Origin of the sequence: Sphingomonas oligophenolica (assembly GCF_039522915.1) — a bacterium.
In the GTDB taxonomy this organism is placed as follows: domain Bacteria; phylum Pseudomonadota; class Alphaproteobacteria; order Sphingomonadales; family Sphingomonadaceae; genus Sphingomonas; species Sphingomonas oligophenolica.
Genome location: NZ_BAAAEH010000047.1, coordinates 180,861 through 196,265, shown reverse-complemented (window position 1 = coordinate 196,265; position 15,405 = coordinate 180,861). Strand labels below are relative to the sequence as shown.

18 protein-coding genes are annotated in these 15,405 nt (G+C 65.9%); 15 read left to right on the top strand and 3 right to left on the bottom strand.

What is annotated here, in order from left to right; all coding sequences use genetic code 11:
• The first annotated feature begins 39 nt into the window (after positions 1-39).
• Together ABD050_RS22300 and queA are read left to right on the top strand one after the other, a co-directional pair.
• A complete protein-coding gene (locus tag ABD050_RS22300; protein ID WP_343891724.1) occupies positions 40-759 on the top strand; it encodes a peptidylprolyl isomerase in 720 nt (239 codons plus the stop codon).
• A 33-nt stretch (positions 760-792) separates the two neighbouring features.
• Positions 793-1,854, top strand: coding sequence for a tRNA preQ1(34) S-adenosylmethionine ribosyltransferase-isomerase QueA (queA, locus tag ABD050_RS22295; protein WP_343891723.1), 1,062 nt, complete (start codon positions 793-795; stop codon positions 1,852-1,854).
• A 4-nt stretch (positions 1,855-1,858) separates the two neighbouring features.
• Here queA and ABD050_RS22290 read toward each other — a convergent pair whose 3' ends face one another.
• A complete protein-coding gene (locus ABD050_RS22290; protein WP_343891722.1) occupies positions 1,859-3,634 on the bottom strand; it encodes an adenylate/guanylate cyclase domain-containing protein in 1,776 nt (591 codons plus the stop codon).
• A gap of 123 nt (positions 3,635-3,757) precedes the next feature.
• Here ABD050_RS22290 and ABD050_RS22285 point away from each other — a divergent pair, with 123 nt between their 5' ends.
• The 3 genes from ABD050_RS22285 to ABD050_RS22275 are packed head-to-tail and all read left to right on the top strand — an operon-like array spanning position 3,758 to position 5,942.
• Positions 3,758-4,303 (top strand): EF-hand domain-containing protein, encoded by a 546-nt coding sequence (locus ABD050_RS22285; protein WP_343891721.1) that lies wholly within the window; start codon positions 3,758-3,760, stop codon positions 4,301-4,303.
• Entirely contained in the window at positions 4,281-4,982 is a 702-nt protein-coding gene (locus ABD050_RS22280) for an HAD hydrolase-like protein (RefSeq protein WP_343891720.1), read from the top strand. Before ABD050_RS22285 ends, ABD050_RS22280 begins: the two co-directional genes overlap by 23 nt.
• Before the next feature lie 51 nt (positions 4,983-5,033).
• Complete coding sequence (locus tag ABD050_RS22275; RefSeq protein WP_343891719.1) at positions 5,034-5,942, top strand: bifunctional helix-turn-helix transcriptional regulator/GNAT family N-acetyltransferase; 909 nt, start codon at positions 5,034-5,036, stop codon at positions 5,940-5,942.
• 114 nt (positions 5,943-6,056) lie between these two features.
• Here the strand turns inward: ABD050_RS22275 and ABD050_RS22270 are convergent, their stop codons facing one another.
• Positions 6,057-6,746, bottom strand: coding sequence for a cupin domain-containing protein (locus ABD050_RS22270; RefSeq protein ID WP_343891718.1), 690 nt, complete (start codon positions 6,744-6,746; stop codon positions 6,057-6,059).
• A gap of 73 nt (positions 6,747-6,819) precedes the next feature.
• On the opposite strand from ABD050_RS22270, the gene tgt reads away from it, so the two are divergent.
• Positions 6,820-7,956, top strand: a complete 1,137-nt coding sequence (gene tgt / locus ABD050_RS22265; RefSeq protein ID WP_343891717.1) for a tRNA guanosine(34) transglycosylase Tgt — start codon at positions 6,820-6,822, stop codon at positions 7,954-7,956.
• 1 nt (position 7,957) lies between these two features.
• Complete coding sequence (locus tag ABD050_RS22260) at positions 7,958-8,167, top strand: hypothetical protein (protein WP_343891716.1); 210 nt, start codon at positions 7,958-7,960, stop codon at positions 8,165-8,167.
• Between the two features lie 23 nt (positions 8,168-8,190).
• Here ABD050_RS22260 and ABD050_RS22255 read toward each other — a convergent pair whose 3' ends face one another.
• Positions 8,191-8,430 carry a hypothetical protein gene (locus ABD050_RS22255; protein WP_343891715.1) on the bottom strand — a complete coding sequence of 80 codons (240 nt, stop codon included), beginning with the start codon at positions 8,428-8,430 and terminating at the stop codon, positions 8,191-8,193.
• A gap of 127 nt (positions 8,431-8,557) precedes the next feature.
• Here ABD050_RS22255 and ABD050_RS22250 point away from each other — a divergent pair, with 127 nt between their 5' ends.
• The 8 genes from ABD050_RS22250 (at position 8,558) to ABD050_RS22215 (ending at position 15,325) form a co-directional block, all read left to right on the top strand.
• A complete protein-coding gene (locus ABD050_RS22250; protein ID WP_343891714.1) occupies positions 8,558-9,136 on the top strand; it encodes a helix-turn-helix domain-containing protein in 579 nt (192 codons plus the stop codon).
• Between the two features lie 62 nt (positions 9,137-9,198).
• On the top strand, positions 9,199-9,543 hold the full coding sequence (locus tag ABD050_RS22245; protein ID WP_343891713.1) for a hypothetical protein: 345 nt from the start codon (positions 9,199-9,201) through the stop codon (positions 9,541-9,543).
• A gap of 66 nt (positions 9,544-9,609) precedes the next feature.
• Positions 9,610-10,062, top strand: coding sequence for a hypothetical protein (locus tag ABD050_RS22240; protein ID WP_343891712.1), 453 nt, complete (start codon positions 9,610-9,612; stop codon positions 10,060-10,062).
• A 149-nt stretch (positions 10,063-10,211) separates the two neighbouring features.
• Positions 10,212-10,622 (top strand): JAB domain-containing protein, encoded by a 411-nt coding sequence (locus ABD050_RS22235; protein WP_343891711.1) that lies wholly within the window; start codon positions 10,212-10,214, stop codon positions 10,620-10,622.
• Complete coding sequence (locus ABD050_RS22230) at positions 10,622-11,107, top strand: MarR family transcriptional regulator (protein WP_343891710.1); 486 nt, start codon at positions 10,622-10,624, stop codon at positions 11,105-11,107. Before ABD050_RS22235 ends, ABD050_RS22230 begins: the two co-directional genes overlap by 1 nt.
• A gap of 95 nt (positions 11,108-11,202) precedes the next feature.
• Positions 11,203-11,343: a hypothetical protein gene (locus ABD050_RS22225; RefSeq protein ID WP_343891709.1), complete on the top strand. Its 141-nt coding sequence runs from the start codon at positions 11,203-11,205 to the stop codon at positions 11,341-11,343.
• The gene (locus ABD050_RS22220; protein WP_343891708.1) at positions 11,340-12,338 is read left to right on the top strand and encodes a sensor histidine kinase; all 999 of its coding nucleotides are present in this window, start codon (positions 11,340-11,342) and stop codon (positions 12,336-12,338) included. Before ABD050_RS22225 ends, ABD050_RS22220 begins: the two co-directional genes overlap by 4 nt.
• A 143-nt stretch (positions 12,339-12,481) precedes the next feature.
• Positions 12,482-15,325 (top strand): M16 family metallopeptidase, encoded by a 2,844-nt coding sequence (locus ABD050_RS22215; protein WP_343891707.1) that lies wholly within the window; start codon positions 12,482-12,484, stop codon positions 15,323-15,325.
• The last annotated feature ends 80 nt before the right edge of the window (positions 15,326-15,405 follow it).

Here is a 15,405-nt window from a genome sequence, read left to right as displayed (position 1 = left end):
TATACCCGGGCCCTTGCTGGCCGAACCTGTGGGGACGTGATGCGTTTTATTGCCAGCCTGATCTTGTGTGTATCCGCCCTTCTCGCTGGGCCCGCGTCGGCGCAGATCATGGACGTCCAGATAACGGGGCGCGCGCCCCTGCCATCGCAGACCGACCCCGAGAATCTGCTCTATCTCGATCTTTCCGACGGCGGCCGGGTCACCATCTGGCTGCGGCCCGATGCCGCGCCGCTGATGGTGGAACGGGTGAAGACGCTCACCCGCCAGCATTTCTATGACGGACTCACCTTTCACCGCGTGATCGACGGCTTCATGGCCCAGGGCGGCGACCCCAAGGGCGACGGCACCGGCGGATCGTCCCTCCCCGACATGAAGGCAGAGTTCAACTTCCTGCCGCATGTCCGCGGCGCCGTCTCCTCGGCGCGCGAAGGCGACAAGGAGGACAGCGCGAACAGCCAGTTCTTCATCATGTTCGCGCCGCGCCTCAGTCTCGATCATAAATATACCGTGTTCGGCCGGGTGATCGACGGCATGCAATATGTCGATGCGATCGCCCGCGGCGAGCCGCCGGCGCACCCGACGAAGATTCTCCATGCCTATATCGCGGCCGATCATCCACCGGCCTATACGCCGCCGCCGGTCGAGGTGGCGCCCGTGCCGACGCTTGACCTGACGCTGCCCGGCGCCAAGCCGGCGCCGATGGTGGTGAAGGTGAAGCCGGCGCCGGCGAAACCCGCCAAGGCTGCGCCGAAGAAATAGGCTGCTTCCCTCGCTGGCGAGGGGGCGACGGGCATGAAGGTTGATCTCTTCGATTTCGATCTGCCGGCCGAGCGCATCGCGCTCCGCCCGGCGAGTCCACGCGATTCGGCGCGGATGCTCGTGCTAGACGGCGATGCGACCCGTGATCTGATGGTGGCCGACCTGCCCGGCCAGCTCCGGGCGGGCGACCTGCTTGTGTTCAACGACACGCGCGTCATCCCCGCCCAGCTCGAAGGGACACGCGGGGCCCGTGAGTTTGACGGCGCGCAGAGCGCGCCTTGGGCGCGGATCGGCGCGACTCTCCACAAGCGCGAGGGGCCGCGGCGCTGGCGCGCCTTCATCCGCAACGCACGGCGGCTGCGCGACAGCGACAGCATCGATTTCGGCGCCGGCGTCAGCGCGATCGTCAGCGATCGCGGCGAGGATGGCAGCTTCGCACTAAGCTTCGCCGGCGACGAGCCGGTCGAACTGCTGCTCGAACGCGCCGGCCGGATGCCGCTCCCGCCCTATATCGCCGCGCGCCGCCCAGCCGATGCGCGCGACGCCGAGGATTATCAGACCATGTTCGCCGCCGAGAAGGGCGCGGTCGCCGCCCCCACCGCGGCGCTGCACTTCACGCCCGGCCTGATGGCTGCACTCGACTCGGCCGGAATCGGCCATGCGACGCTGACCCTGCATGTCGGCGCCGGGACCTTCCTGCCGGTCAAGGCCGACGATACCGACAGCCACCGGATGCACGCCGAATGGGGACGGATCGACGCCGCCACCGCCGAGCGGCTCAACGCCGTGCGCGCCGCCGGGAGACGCATCATCGCCGTCGGCACCACCAGCCTCAGGCTGATCGAAAGCGCGGCCGGTGCGGATGGCGTGATCCGGCCGTTCGAAGGGGATACGGCGATCTTCATCACCCCGGGATACCGCTTCCGGGGTGTTGACGGCCTGGTCACCAATTTCCATCTGCCGCGATCGACCCTGTTCATGCTGGTCTCGGCGCTGATGGGACGGGAGCGGATGCAGGCGGCGTACGCCCACGCGATCGAGCATGGCTATCGCTTCTACAGCTATGGGGATGCGTCGCTGCTCCTGCCGCGATAATCTGCTATTTGATGTCGTTCACCCAGACTCCGGCCCAGTCCGCAGCCGGCGGGGTCTCCTGAAAGACGCGGACGCGCTCCTGGAAAAGCTGCGAAGGGACGTCGGCAGGCGCAATCCGCCGGCACTCGGCGAATCGGCCGGCGGCCGTTTTCCAATCACCCGCCCGATAGGCCGCCAGCCCCGCTTCGAACAGGTCGCGCATGTCGAGCAGGCCGGGCGCGACCTCGCCTCTCTCCCCGAGAATCTCGAAGATCCTGACCGACTCGCTCTTGCCGAGAGCAGCCATCATGTCGAGCTCGCGCACTTCGATATGCATGCGGACCCGGTCGACCGTCGCCTCGTCGGCGATGATCGATGTCCCGTAGATCTTGTTCGCCCCTTCGAGGCGCGAGGCGATATTGACCGTGTCGCCCATGATCGTGAAGGATTTGGACCGCGACGAGCCGATGCTGCCGACGACGACATCGCCCGTCGCAAGGCCGATCCGGGCTTTCACTTCGGGAGCGCCGCGCCGCAGGCCGAGCAATTCTGGCAGTTCGACCCGCAGCACCTCCAGTTGCTGCCTTTGGGCGAGCGCGGCGCGGCAGGCGCCCAGCGCAGCGTCGCCCTGGGTGAAGGGTTCACCCCAATAGGCCATCACGGCATCGCCGATATATTTGTCGATCACGCCCTGATGCTCATGGATCGGCTCCGATACGAGCGAGAGATAGCGGTTGATCAGCTTGACCAAAGCGGTCGGCGTCAGGGTTTCCGAGATCGCGCTGAACCCCTGGAGATCGGCGAAGAAGACAGTCATGTTCCGCCGCTCGCCCGCCTCGAGCACTGCGCGATCCTCACCGAGCAACCGGTCGACCACGCGTGGATCAAGGTAATTGCCGAAAGTCTGGCGCATCGTCACCTTGCTGCGCAATTCGTCGACCATCGCCGAAAAGGCATTGGTCAGCTGCTCGATCTCGTCGCCCGCCGTGGCCGGCAGGCTCACATCGAGATTGCCGCGCCGGACTTCATGGGTGCCTCTGATCAGGCGGTGGACACGCCCCACCATGCGACGGGTGAACAGGAGCGACAGCAGGGAGCCGGCGAGGAAGGCGACGATCGCCAGGAGCAGATTTTCCTGTGACGCCAGCTTCGAGCGGGAAATGCTCCTGCCTTCCCCGGCTTCGCTCATCACGGCGAGCTTGCCGGTCTCGGCCGTCAGGCGCTCGACCGCGGCGATCAGCGCGACTTCCTGTTGCTGGGTATGCGCTTCGAGCACGCCGATCTGGTCGCGCCGCATGCCGGACGCCGGACTCAGCAGCGCCTTTACCGACTCCTGGTAGCGCTGATGCTCGCGCTTCACCGCCTGCAGTTCGAGGTCAAGCCGACCAAGCGCCACGGCAATGTCAGTATAGCCTGTCCTGGCCTGATAGGCGTCGATATGGCCGGCCAGCTTGGCGATGGCAGCCCCGACACGCACTGACTGCTCGTCGAACCGGCCTCGCTGTTCCCTAGCGCGCACCGGATCATTGATCTGCGGCCCGCCATAGCGCAGCGCCCGCTCGACCGAGAGCGCCTCGCCCGATGTGTTCCGCGCGAGATCGCTCAGCTCGCGGTCAAGCGGCTCGATCACGTCGTTGCCGAGGTGAGTCTCATCGCTGGCCCGATTGGCCTGGACGAAGGAATAGACAGCGGCCGCCAGCATCAGCAGGAGCAGGGTGACGCTCAAGCCGACATATTTCTGGCCCATCGACAGGCCCCGCCTCGGCGAAAGGGCCTCGTCCGACGCGGTTTTTTCGGCCATCTCTTGTCCCCTCGCCCCGGATACGGGATGCCCATCCCCGAAGCGCGGCGCGGGCATTATCGGCAGAGTGCCGGTACCGCGCAATGACTATGGTACGACAGTTCCTGAAAGGCTTTCCCCGCGATGCGTATGCCGATCCTTGCCGCCATCCTCGTGATTGCCACATCTGCGTCGGCACAGAATACGCGCACGATGCTGCCCGTCTCGCCCGGCGCGCAGGGCAGCCCGCCGGTCGCCAGCGGCTCCACTGGTCAGCCGCCGGCGACGATCGTCGCTGAACCGGTGGCGATGATGATCGCCGCCTGTGACGCGAATGACGACGGCAAGACCACCCGCGACGAGCTCACGGCTTGCGTCACGCGCAGCTTCGAGGCGATCGACACGGCGCATAAGGGATCACTCGGCTATATCGACTACAGCGACTGGGCGCTCAAATGGCTCGGCGACCGGAACGCGCTACCGAGCCCCTTCGTCGTCGATGCCGATAACGACAATCGAATCACCCTCGCCGAGCTCCAGGCGCAGTTCGCCATCCTGTTCGCGCGGTTCGACACCGACAAGGACGGCGCGGCGACGCGCGCCGAGCTGCTCACTATCCGGGCGAGCGCCACCGGCGACCGGCCATCCGGGAAGAAAGGCAGGCACGGTGCCGGCAGCGATCGGCCCTGAGCGCATGCCGGGGAGAGATTCAGGCGATGGCGGTCCACGCTACTCCCTCGTGATCTTCGATTTCGATGGCACGCTCGCCAACAGTGGCGACTGGTTCCTGTCGATCGCCGGCGAGCTCGCCCGCCGTTTTCGCTTTCGCGAACCCGGCGCCGACGCGATCGACATGCTGCGCGGGCTCTCCAGCCGCGAAGTGATCCGGTATCTCGGCATTCCGCGCTGGAAGCTCCCGGCGATCTCTCGCTATGTCCGCACCTTGCTGGCCGAGCAGATCGACCGGATCGCCCTGTTCGAGGGTGTTGAAGCGCTGATCGGAACGCTTGCCGCGAACGGCGTACGGATCGCGATCGTCAGCTCGAACGCTGAAAACAATGTCAGGGCAGTGCTCGGGCCGGCCAATGTGGCCCGGATCGAGACCTTTGCCTGCGGGGCGTCGCTGTTCGGCAAGGCCCGATTGTTCAGGCGGGTGCTCCGTAACGCCGGCCTCGCCTCGCACCAGGTGATCTCGATCGGCGACGAGACGCGCGATATCACCGCTGCCCGCAAGACCGGCATCACCGCCGGCGCGGTGTTCTGGGGCTATGCCAGCCGAGAAGCGCTGATGCGGCTCGAGCCGGATGCTGTATTCGAGGCGCCGGACGATGTGGTGCGGCTGGTGCTGTCGGAAGACGGCGGACGCTGAATGTCGCCCGAGATACTTGACATAGTCAAGTATCGATTGCAGGCTGTGCTGATGGACACGACCCTGCTCTCGCTCCGCGCCTTCAATCGCTTCTACACGCACTTCTCCGGCGCGCTCGATGCGCACTTCCTGGGAAGCGACATGTCGCTCGCCGAGGCGCGGTTGCTGTACGAGATCGCGACCCGCGACCAGCCGGTCGCGGTCGAGCTGCAGGAGGTGCTTGGGCTCGACGCCGGCTATGCCAGCCGGATGCTGCGCAAGTTCGAGGCGCGGGGCTGGATCGAACGCGGCCGCGGCGAGGATGCCCGGCGGCGGCCGATCGCGCTGACCGCGACTGGCCGCGCCGCCTTTGCCGACCTCGATACGCGTCAGCGCGCCGTGCTCGAGACGCGGATCGGGCCGCTCGGCGACAGCGACCGGCGGACGCTGGTCACCGCGCTCGACACCGCGCGGGGGCTGCTCTCGAACGGGGCGAAGGGCGGCTACACAGTCAGGACCTTCACGACCGGCGACATGGGTATGATCACGGCGCGCCAGGCGATCGTCTATCGCGAGAGCAATGACTGGGGCGCGCCGATGGAGGTGTTGCTCGGCGAAGTGACCGCCCGCTTCCTGCGCGACTATCGCGATGGGCGAGACCAGTGCTGGGTGGCGGAGAGCGGCGGCGTGATGGCGGGATCGGTGTTCGTCGTCGATGCCGGCGACGGGGTTGCGCAGCTCAGGCTTCTCTATGTCGAGCCCTGGGCGCGCGGCATGGGGATCGGCGGCGATCTCGTCGCGCGCTGCGTCTCCTTTGCGCGCGAGGCAGGGTACACGACGCTCAGGCTATGGACTCACACCGTGCTCGAAAGCGCGCGGCGCATTTATGCGGGCGCGGGTTTCCGGATTGTGTCGACCGAGGTGCATCATGAATTCGGCCGCCCGGAACAGGGGGAAATCTGGGAACTGGCGCTTAAATAAGCTCTTCCCGGCGGAGGCCGGGTCAGTTTCGGAAGGCTGATTGGTTAGCGTTGAGCCTCTTCACTCCAACCTTTCCAACTGGGCTCCGGTCTGCGCCGGGAAAGGGGAAACAGGTTATCCCAGATGCACCGCCAGCCACACGGTTGGCTCATCCTTCGCGGTATAGGTCACCCAATGCCGCTGTCCGCCGGCGATCATCAGGTGATCGCCGGGCAGCAACGTCGCGGTCGCCGACTCCTCGACCCGAATCCCCGCTTCTCCTTTGAGCAACACGACCCATTCATCCTGCTCCTGGATCATCGGCTCGTCCTCGGGCGTCGCCTGTCCCCGCGAGACGATCCGCTCGATGCGCACGCCCGACTGTTCGAGCAACGTCGTGAAGACCTCCGCCCGACGCGCCGCCGGGAGCTTCGCGAACAGGTTGCTGACAGCGAGTTTCGGCCTGGGCTTTGCTTTCGGCTTGGGTTGACGCTTTGGCTTCGGAACGGCGAGCCGCTTTGGCTCGGGTTCCGGCTCGGGCTCGGGCTCGGGCTCGGGCTCGGCAGGCGTCGCCTTCTTTCGCGCCTTGACCATGCCCGCCGAGCTCTTCCAGGTCGAACGCGCCGCATCGCGGAGCCACGCCTCGATTTCGTCCCCGGTCGCCTCCAGCCCCTTCTCGCCGATCCCCAGCACCGCTTTGCCGCCTGCATCCTCGAGACCATAAAGCCCGAAATCGCCGCCGGCCTTGCGCCGCCGTGACTTGCGGAGCTTCAGTCCCCGGTGCAGCGCCAGGGCGCGCAGCTTTTCGTCCCGTTCATCCGCCATCACCCGCCAACGCATAGGGCGCGCGAGCGATGCGTGTCGACAGCTGCCACGCCGCGACGCTAGGAGACCGGCCATGGCTCCCCGCTTCGACTTCACCATCTCGGCCACTGACGGCAAGGCGCGCACCGGCACCATCGCGATGCGCCGCGGCACGATCCGCACGCCGGCCTTCATGCCGGTCGGCACCGCCGCCACCGTCAAGGCGGTGAAGCCGGCCGATGTACGCGCGAGCGGCGCCGACATCATCCTCGGCAATACCTATCACCTGATGCTGCGGCCCGGCGCCGAACGGGTCGCGCGACTGGGCGGCCTGCACGCCTTCATGGGCTGGGACCGGCCGATCCTGACCGATTCGGGCGGCTATCAGGTGATGAGCCTGTCGGACCTCACCACCCGATCCGAAGACGGGGTGACCTTCAGGAGCCATCTCGACGGATCGCGCCACACCCTCAACCCCGAGCGCTCGATCGAGATCCAGCGGCTGCTCGGCTCGGACATCGTGATGGCGTTCGACGAACTGGTGCCGACCACGTCCACCCCCGAGGTTCAGGCCGCAGCGATGGCGCGCTCGATGCGCTGGGCGAAGCGCAGCCGCGATGCGTTCGATGGCGGCGGCGCGCATGCCGAGGGTGCGGCGATCTTCGGCATCCAGCAGGGGGCGCTCGACCAGACGCTTCGCGGCGACAGCGCAGCGGCGCTGATCGACATCGGCTTCGACGGCTATGCGGTGGGCGGTCTCGCGGTCGGCGAGGGGCAGGCGGCGATGTTCGGCTGCCTCGATTTCGCGCCCGGCCAGCTCCCGGCCGACAAGCCGCGCTATCTGATGGGCGTCGGCAAGCCCGACGATATCGTCGGCGCGGTCGAGCGCGGAATCGACATGTTCGATTGCGTGTTGCCGACGCGCTCGGGCCGCACCGGACAAGCCTTCACCCGAACCGGGCCGATCAACATCCGCAATGCGAAATTCGCCGAGGATAGCGGACCACTTGATCCTGCCTGCCCCTGCCCGGTCTGCGCCGGCTGGAGCCGTGCCTATCTCCACCATCTCGTTCGCGCGGGCGAGATATTGGGGGCGATGCTGATGACCGAGCATAATCTCTATTTTTATCAGCTCTTGATGGCCGATCTTCGCGACGCGATAGCGAATCGCCGGATCACCGCCTTTGCCGACGGGTTCAGGCGAGACTATGGATTGCCCAAGGGAGAGTGATTTGCCGACCGACGACCAGGATGCCGCCAACGAAATCGCCAACGAAATCGTTTCCGAGACGCTTGCCGCCAAGGAACAACGCGCGGCGGCTGCGGCGACTGACGACGCGGCAAGGGCGAAACGCTGGCCGCTCGCAACCCTAGGCCTCGGGATCGGGTCGGCGGCGGTGGTCGCTGCGTTGCTCTACGCGAACCGCTACCGGAAGAAATAGCGGGCCCGGCCGGACCCGAATTCTCAGGCCTGATAGCCTTTCCGTGATTCGTTGAGGCTGGTCGGACCGCGCACATGGCCGGGCTCGGCCGGCAATTCGCGCTTCAACGCCAGTAGCGCCTGGTCGAGCCTGATGCCGACCGTCGAAAGCCCGAGATGATCGGCCGCCGCCAGCGACCGTTCGAGGCTGGCGATCAGATCGAGGATTTCGAGACGGCGTTCCGCGTCTGTCGGTGCCTGCTCCCGCTCCGTTGACAATGGCATATCGTCTCGTCCCATTTCCAGGATCGTCGACACAGAGTGAAGATGGCTGTGCGTCCGGTCAAATGCCCAGACTCGCCTATCCGAGAAAATAATGTCCTTTTTGGTGCAATAATCATATTCCGACGAAATGCCGGCTGCCGCGAATGACGACCCGCGAGAAGCGCTGACTGAGCGCGAAAGGCAGTGCCTTCGCCTGGTGTTCGCGCGCCTCAGGCCGAAGGAAATCGGGCGCGAGCTCGGCATATCGCACCACACCGTCAACGGTCACCTCCAGCAGGCGATGCGGAAGCTGGGCGCGACGAGCAGCCTCGAAGCGGCCCGCCAGCTTCATGCGACCGAGCATCCCGATGCCCCCGAAAGCGTAACCGGTTATCCTTTCGGGGTCGAATTTCCCCACGATCCGAGCAGGTTGGGCACGTCGCAACACGGGGCGAGCAACGTTGAGGGTGGGATCGGGAACCGCGTTCGGGACAGCGCATTTGGCGAGCGATGGGCGGCTTACGCCTTTCCCCTCGCCGGGCGCTTTCCTCCGGTCCGATGGCCCCTCTCCGGCTCGGGGGAGAATCGCAATGACCTGACACCGGCGGAACGCCTTTTCTGGATCGCGACCGGCATGCTCGCCGTTGCGATCATCGCTTTCATGGGAGCGGCTGCGGTCGAGTCGATCCAGCGCACGCTTCAGTCGATCGTCTACCACACCAACTGATCACCTGATCCGGGGTGAATGAAATCAATCGTGGACCGTTGGTTCGCGAGAGGGGGATAGCCATGCTCAACAAACGTCTAGCCGCGGTAAAAGCGGTAAAAGGGGAATTCCTGACAGCCGAGCGGGCCCAGGACGATGCTGCCATCGCCGTTGCTCGCTGCGTCGCCACGATGCTCGAGGTGCGCCGCGCCAGCAATCTGCCGCTCGGCGTCGGCCTCGACGCGATCGCCGCCATGTCGCGGGCAGTCACGCTCTCGATCGAAACGCGCGCCTCGCTCATCAAGGTGCACCCGATGCTCGCAGCACTGCCGGCCGAGTTGGGTGTTTCGGCCTATGGCGACTCCGGGTGTCCGCCGGTCGATGCGCCCTCAGGCGAAGATCGCGCAGCGCTCCGCGTAGTCGCCTGAGACCAGCGGCCAGAGATCGGCCAAGCTTGAGTTGACGAGGAGCGATCGACGTGGCGTCATGTAACCATGCTTCACCTCTTCATCTATTATGGGCTTTTTACCGCCAGTTCTTTCTACGCGCTCGCGCATGGTGGGGCGCCGGAGAGGCTGGTGGCGATCGTGATGATCGTCGGTATCGCGATCACGCCGGTACTGCTAAATCCGGTCGCGACCCGTTTCTACGGGGTCGAAACGCGAGTGTTCGTCCTCGACGTGGCGATCCTGATAGCCTTTACGGGGATTGCGCTCAGTGCGAACCGCTTCTGGCCAATGGGGATCGTCGTCTTTCACGGCATGTCGGTGCTCGGCCATTTGCTCAAGCTCGCCGATCCGCGCCTTATCCGGACCGCCTATCTCGTGATGCTGGCGTTCTGGCTCTACCCGCAATTGTTGCTCCTTGTGCTCGGGACCTGGCGGCACCGGGTTCGACTAAAGGCGACCGGGGTCGATCCATCCTGGCGGACCTCCTCGCACCGGTAGATTCAGACGCGGCGGCGCTGTGGGCCGAGCGGCTGATTACCGAGTTCGGGACGCTTGCAGCAACGCTCTCGGCACCTCGGGACCGGCTGCTTCGCCTGCTCGACGCTTCGGCGGACGCCACCGCCTGTATCGAGAATAACCGGCGCGCGATGCACTTCGCGCTTCGCAACCGGCTTGAGACGGGGCCAGTCATCGCCAGCGACCGGGACCTACACGACTATTTGTGGTTCACCATGGCGCATGAACGAGTCGAGACGGTGCGCTGCCTGTTTCTCGGCGCAGCGGACCGCCTGTTGCGCGACGAGCGACTCTCGACCGGCACCAATGCCGAGGCGCTGATCGCACCGCGCGACATCGTCTACCGGGCGCTCGAACTTCAGGCCACCGGCCTCATCCTGGTTCACAACCATCCGTCGGGCGATCCGACACCGAGTTCTGCGGATATCGCGGCAACCCGGACCCTGGCCCGGGCGGCGGCGCCGCTCGGCATCACGGTCCATGATCACATGATTATCGGCGCAACCGGCCATGCGAGCCTGCGCGGCAGGAGATTGATCTGATGTCCAATCCTTATCCAACCACGCCGCGTCGCGGCTTTCATGATCTCAGCCGGGCGCTGGGCGCGGTCCATGCCGAGCTGCAGCAGCTCGTCGGAGAGGTCTCGCTAGCCGCAGCGGACGTCCCGGCAAACGGCTTGCCCGCTGTCGCCGATATCGGCCCGGTTCGCGCCCGCGCCGTCTATCGCGCCAGACGGCAACGCGACGCAGCGTTCGGCAAGGACATGGATCTGTTCGGAGAACCCGCCTGGGATATCCTCCTCGACCTCCTCGTCGCCGATGCTGACGGGCGCCGGATCTCGATCACCAGCGCCTCGGGTGCCGCGAACGTCCCGCCGACCACGGCGCTCCGCATGATCGCCATCCTCGAGGAGCGCGGCCTGATCGAGCGGTCGGACGATCCATGCGACCGGCGCCGATCCTGGGTGACGCTGACCGACAGGGGGCGCGCTGCCACCTGCGCCGCGCTCAGCTGGAAAGAGAAATGATGGCTGCGGGACGAATTTGCCCCGATCGACCATGACGCATTTTTCAAGGTTAAAGCCATAGCTCTCGTATACGGGCGACAACGATCCGACGCGCGATGCCGCCCACAGATAATCTGGTCGTGCCGGAAAAAGCCCCTATGATGAATGCCCGTTCGCTCGAACGCGGGCTCACGCCCGTGTCGATCGGATCGAGCACCAACCTGCCGGTGCAGCCGCAGAAAGACCGGTCAGAATGACGACTCCTCCCGAAAGCTTTCACTGGCATCCTGACCATTTGCGGCTCGGGATCGAGGCCGCCGGCGTCGCGCTCTGGTCCTGGAACGTCGATGACGATGGCCTCACCATGGACCCGGCCGGCTTCGCGCTCTGGGGAATGGAGTGGAGCCCGTCAGTCACTTTCGAGCAGCTATCGTCCCATATCCACCCGGCCGACCGCGACCGCGTGCGCGCCGCTTTCGCAGCGACCCGATCAATGGACGGCGCCTATGAAACGGATTTCCGGATCCTGATCGGTGACGAGGTGCGGTGGATCTCGGCGCGCGGCAAGGGCAATGACGCCGGAATGGTCGACCGGATCATGTACGGCGTGTTCCTTGACGTCACCGGCCGCAAACAGGCCGAAGAGGGGCACGAACTCCTCGCCGGCGAAATGAGCCACCGGGTCAAGAACCTGCTCGCGATAGCGACCGGGCTCACGGCGATCACCTCCCGCTCGACCGGCACTCCCGCCGAGATGGCAGCCGAGCTGACCCAGCGGCTGAGCGCGCTCGGCCGCGCACATGATCTCGTCAGGCCGCTGCCCGGCGAGCAGGGGCGGGCCGCCCTGCTCGGCGACCTGTTCTCGGTATTGCTTGCGCCCTATGACGACGGCGGCGCCTTCAGCGGCCGCATCCGCGTGGCGGTGCAGCGGATGGGCGTAGGCGAGAAATCGGCGACCACCCTCGCCCTGATCGTTCATGAGCTCGCGACCAACTCAGTGAAATACGGAGCGCTCTCGGTCGACACCGGCACGCTCGATGTTTCGAGTGCGACTGAGGAAAACGATGTCGTGGTGAAATGGGTCGAGCATGGCGGGCCGCCGGTCGTCGCGCCCACCGCATTGGCCGGGTTCGGCACGAAGCTGGTCCAGCGGAGCATCACCGGGGCGCTTGGCGGTTCGATCAGCTATGACTGGGCCGAGGAAGGCTTGATCGTCACGCTCCGCATGCGCGACGACCGCCTCGCTGCCTGACACACGCACACCGGGCACTGGCGGGTGCCGATTCAGCCGCTTGGCAAGAAAAGCTCAACCTGTGCGGCCGGATCGGTCGTTTGACAGCGGCCACGCCCGGCGCGACACAAGCCCAGTCCTTCCTGCCGTTCCGGAGCTTGTTCATGCGTCTTTCCCGTGCCGTCCTGCTGCTCGGCGCTGCCCTGCTTCCCATCACCGCACAGGCGAAGCCGGCCCCCGGGCCCGTCGCGGCGGCTGCGGTCAAGCCGATCGACTTCACTGAGCGCACGCTCGCCAACGGCCTGAAGGTCTACGCGATCCGCGATACCGGCACGTCGAACGTCGCGGTGCAGGTCTGGTACGATGTCGGATCGAAGGACGATCCCGCCGGCCGCTCGGGCTTTGCGCACATGTTCGAGCATCTGATGTTCAAGGCGACGAAGAATCTCGTCTCGGAGCAGATGGACCGGCTGACCGAGGATGTCGGCGGCTACAACAACGCCTCAACCAATGACGACTACACCAATTATTACGAGATAGTTCCCGCCAACCACCTCCAGCGGCTGCTCTTCGCCGAGTCTGACCGGATGGCGAGCCTGGTGGTCGAGCCGAAAAGCTTCGCCTCGGAGCGCGACGTGGTGAAGGAGGAGCTTCGCCAGAGCACGCTCGCACGGCCTTACGGCAAGCTGTTTTCGGTCTATTTCTCGGCCATTTCCTATAGTCGGCATCCCTATGCGCGGTCGACGATCGGCAGCATCGAGAATCTGGAAAGCGCATCGATCGACGATGTCCGCGCCTTTCACGCAACCTATTACCGGCCCGACAATGCGATCCTGGTCGTCTCGGGCAATTTCGATCCGAAGCAGCTCGATACGTGGGTCGACCAGTATTTCGCCGGTATCGCGAAGCCCGACCGCCCGATCCCACGGGTGTCGGTGACTGAGCCCGAGCGGACCGTCGCAACCCATTACAAGGTTTATGAGCCGAACACGCCGCTGCCGGCGGTGATGATCAGCTACCCGATCCCGGCCGACAATGACCCCGACAGCCCGGCAATCAGCGTGCTCAACGCCGTGCTGTCGCAGGGCGAGAGCTCGCGGCTTTACGAGACGCTCGTCTATCGCGACCAGCTCGCCCAGACAGCCGAGAGCTTTCTCGACAGCAAACAAGGTCCGGGCAATCTCGGTGTGCTGGCGATCATGGCCGGCGGCAAGACCGCCGATGCCGGCGAATCGGCGCTGCGTCGCGAAGTGGCGCGGTTGCGCGATGCACCGGTCAGCCCAGCCGAGCTTTCCGAGGCCAAGAACGAGATCCTGACCGGGGCGCTGAAAGGCCGCGAGACCGCCGAGGGCAAGGCCTCCACCCTTGCTGCTTCGGTGATCATCGACGGCGATCCCCGCGCGTCCGATCGCCAGCTCGCCCAGATCGCGCTGGTGACGGCTGCCGACCTGCAACGCGTCGCGCGGAAATATCTTCGCGACGAACGCTCGGCCACGATCCAGTATCTTCCCGTCGAAAGCGCGCCCGCCGGCGTCAAGGGCGACACGATCAAGGTCGCCCCGAGCGTTGTGGTCACGCCGCTCGCCGCTCCTGCCAAAGTTGAAATCGTCACGCCGGCCGGCGATGCCGATCGCCTGAAACCGCCCGCAGCGGGGCCGGCAGTCGCCGCCTCGATGCCGTCGCCGCGCGACTTCAGGCTCGCCAACGGCCTGCGCGTCGTCACCGTGGAAAAGCGCGACCTGCCGCTGCTGACTGCTTCGCTCGTCTCGGATGTCGGCGGGGCAGCCGATCCGGCCGCCCGCGCCGGCCTTGGCAGCCTGACCGCCGACGTGCTGACCAAGGGCACCGCGACTCGCTCCGCAACCCAGATCGCGGCGCAGATCGAGGCGCTTGGCGGTTCGATTGAAAGCGGCGCCGACTGGGACGGGTCGTCGGTTTCGGTGACGGTGAAATCGGATCAGGCGACACCGGCGCTCGCCATTCTCGCCGATGTCGCACGCCATCCGGCACTTGCCGCCGACGAACTCGAGCGCGCCCGTGCGCTAGCGATTGACGGCGTCTCGGTCACCCTCAAGGATCCCGCCCAGCTTGCGGGCCTCGTCGCAGGCCGGGCGGTGTTCGGCAATGAAAGCTACGGCCATGTGCTGTCCGGCACGCCCGAATCGCTCAAGGCGATCACCCAGAGCGATATCCGCTCCGCCTATCAATCGACCTGGCAGCCTGGACAGTCGACGCTGATCCTCGTCGGCGACATCACCCCGGATGCGGCGCGGGAGCTTGCCGAGAAGAACTTCGGAAGCTGGAAGGAATCCGCCGACACGGGGTCGAAGACTGGCGCTGCCGCACTTCTCACCCCGCCCGCGCCGCGCGTGATCGTCGTCGATATGCCTGACGCGGGACAGGCCGGCGTGATCGTCGCCCGGCCGGGCATCGCGCGGCGCGACCCGGCCTTTTATCCGGCGAGCGTCGCCAACACAGTGCTCGGCGGCGGCTTCTCGTCGCGGCTCAACCAGGAGATCCGGATCAAGCGCGGCCTGGCTTATGGTGCGGGCAGCTCGCTTTCGGCACGGCGCGATCCCGGCGCAATCGCGGCGCGCACGCAGACGAAGAACCCGACCGCGCCCGAGACGGTTGCGATCATGATCGCGGAGATGAAGCGGCTCGGCACCGAGCCCGTCGCCGCGAGCGAGCTCGAGCCGCGCAAGGCGACGCTGATCGGCGATTTCGGCCGACGGGTCGAGACGACCGGCGGCATCGCCGATGTGCTCGGCGATTATGTCGTCGAGCGAGTGCCGCTCGAGGAGCTCAAGACCTTCACTGCGTCAGTCTCGGCGGTGGATCCGGCGGCGGTCCAGGCTGCGGCGGCCAAGCTGCTCGATCCGTCGCGGGCAAGCATCGTCGTGGTCGGCGATGCGAAATTGTTCATCGATGCGCTGAGGAAGGACTATCCCAACCTCGAACTGATCCCGGCGAGCGCGCTGAAGCTGGACAGCGCGGCGCTGAAATAAGCGCCCGGCGCGGTGCGCGGGAAGATTACGTTAACCTTCAAGTGTTTCGCTTCGACACACCCCGAAAACAGGGGCGGCGG

Bases quoted from the DNA above. Each gene is read 5' to 3' on its own strand.
- ABD050_RS22300 (WP_343891724.1), top strand. From the start codon at position 40: ATGCGTTTTATTGCCAGCCTGATCTTGTGTGTATCCGCCCTTCTCGCT.
- queA (WP_343891723.1), top strand. From the start codon at position 793: ATGAAGGTTGATCTCTTCGATTTCGATCTGCCGGCCGAGCGCATCGCG.
- ABD050_RS22290 (WP_343891722.1), bottom strand. From the start codon at position 3,634: ATGGCCGAAAAAACCGCGTCGGACGAGGCCCTTTCGCCGAGGCGGGGC.
- ABD050_RS22285 (WP_343891721.1), top strand. From the start codon at position 3,758: ATGCGTATGCCGATCCTTGCCGCCATCCTCGTGATTGCCACATCTGCG.
- ABD050_RS22275 (WP_343891719.1), top strand. From the start codon at position 5,034: ATGGACACGACCCTGCTCTCGCTCCGCGCCTTCAATCGCTTCTACACG.
- ABD050_RS22270 (WP_343891718.1), bottom strand. From the start codon at position 6,746: ATGGCGGATGAACGGGACGAAAAGCTGCGCGCCCTGGCGCTGCACCGG.
- tgt (WP_343891717.1), top strand. From the start codon at position 6,820: ATGGCTCCCCGCTTCGACTTCACCATCTCGGCCACTGACGGCAAGGCG.
- ABD050_RS22255 (WP_343891715.1), bottom strand. From the start codon at position 8,430: ATGCCATTGTCAACGGAGCGGGAGCAGGCACCGACAGACGCGGAACGC.
- ABD050_RS22250 (WP_343891714.1), top strand. From the start codon at position 8,558: ATGCCGGCTGCCGCGAATGACGACCCGCGAGAAGCGCTGACTGAGCGC.
- ABD050_RS22245 (WP_343891713.1), top strand. From the start codon at position 9,199: ATGCTCAACAAACGTCTAGCCGCGGTAAAAGCGGTAAAAGGGGAATTC.
- ABD050_RS22240 (WP_343891712.1), top strand. From the start codon at position 9,610: ATGCTTCACCTCTTCATCTATTATGGGCTTTTTACCGCCAGTTCTTTC.
- ABD050_RS22235 (WP_343891711.1), top strand. From the start codon at position 10,212: ATGCACTTCGCGCTTCGCAACCGGCTTGAGACGGGGCCAGTCATCGCC.
- ABD050_RS22230 (WP_343891710.1), top strand. From the start codon at position 10,622: ATGTCCAATCCTTATCCAACCACGCCGCGTCGCGGCTTTCATGATCTC.
- ABD050_RS22225 (WP_343891709.1), top strand. From the start codon at position 11,203: ATGCCGCCCACAGATAATCTGGTCGTGCCGGAAAAAGCCCCTATGATG.
- ABD050_RS22220 (WP_343891708.1), top strand. From the start codon at position 11,340: ATGACGACTCCTCCCGAAAGCTTTCACTGGCATCCTGACCATTTGCGG.
- ABD050_RS22215 (WP_343891707.1), top strand. From the start codon at position 12,482: ATGCGTCTTTCCCGTGCCGTCCTGCTGCTCGGCGCTGCCCTGCTTCCC.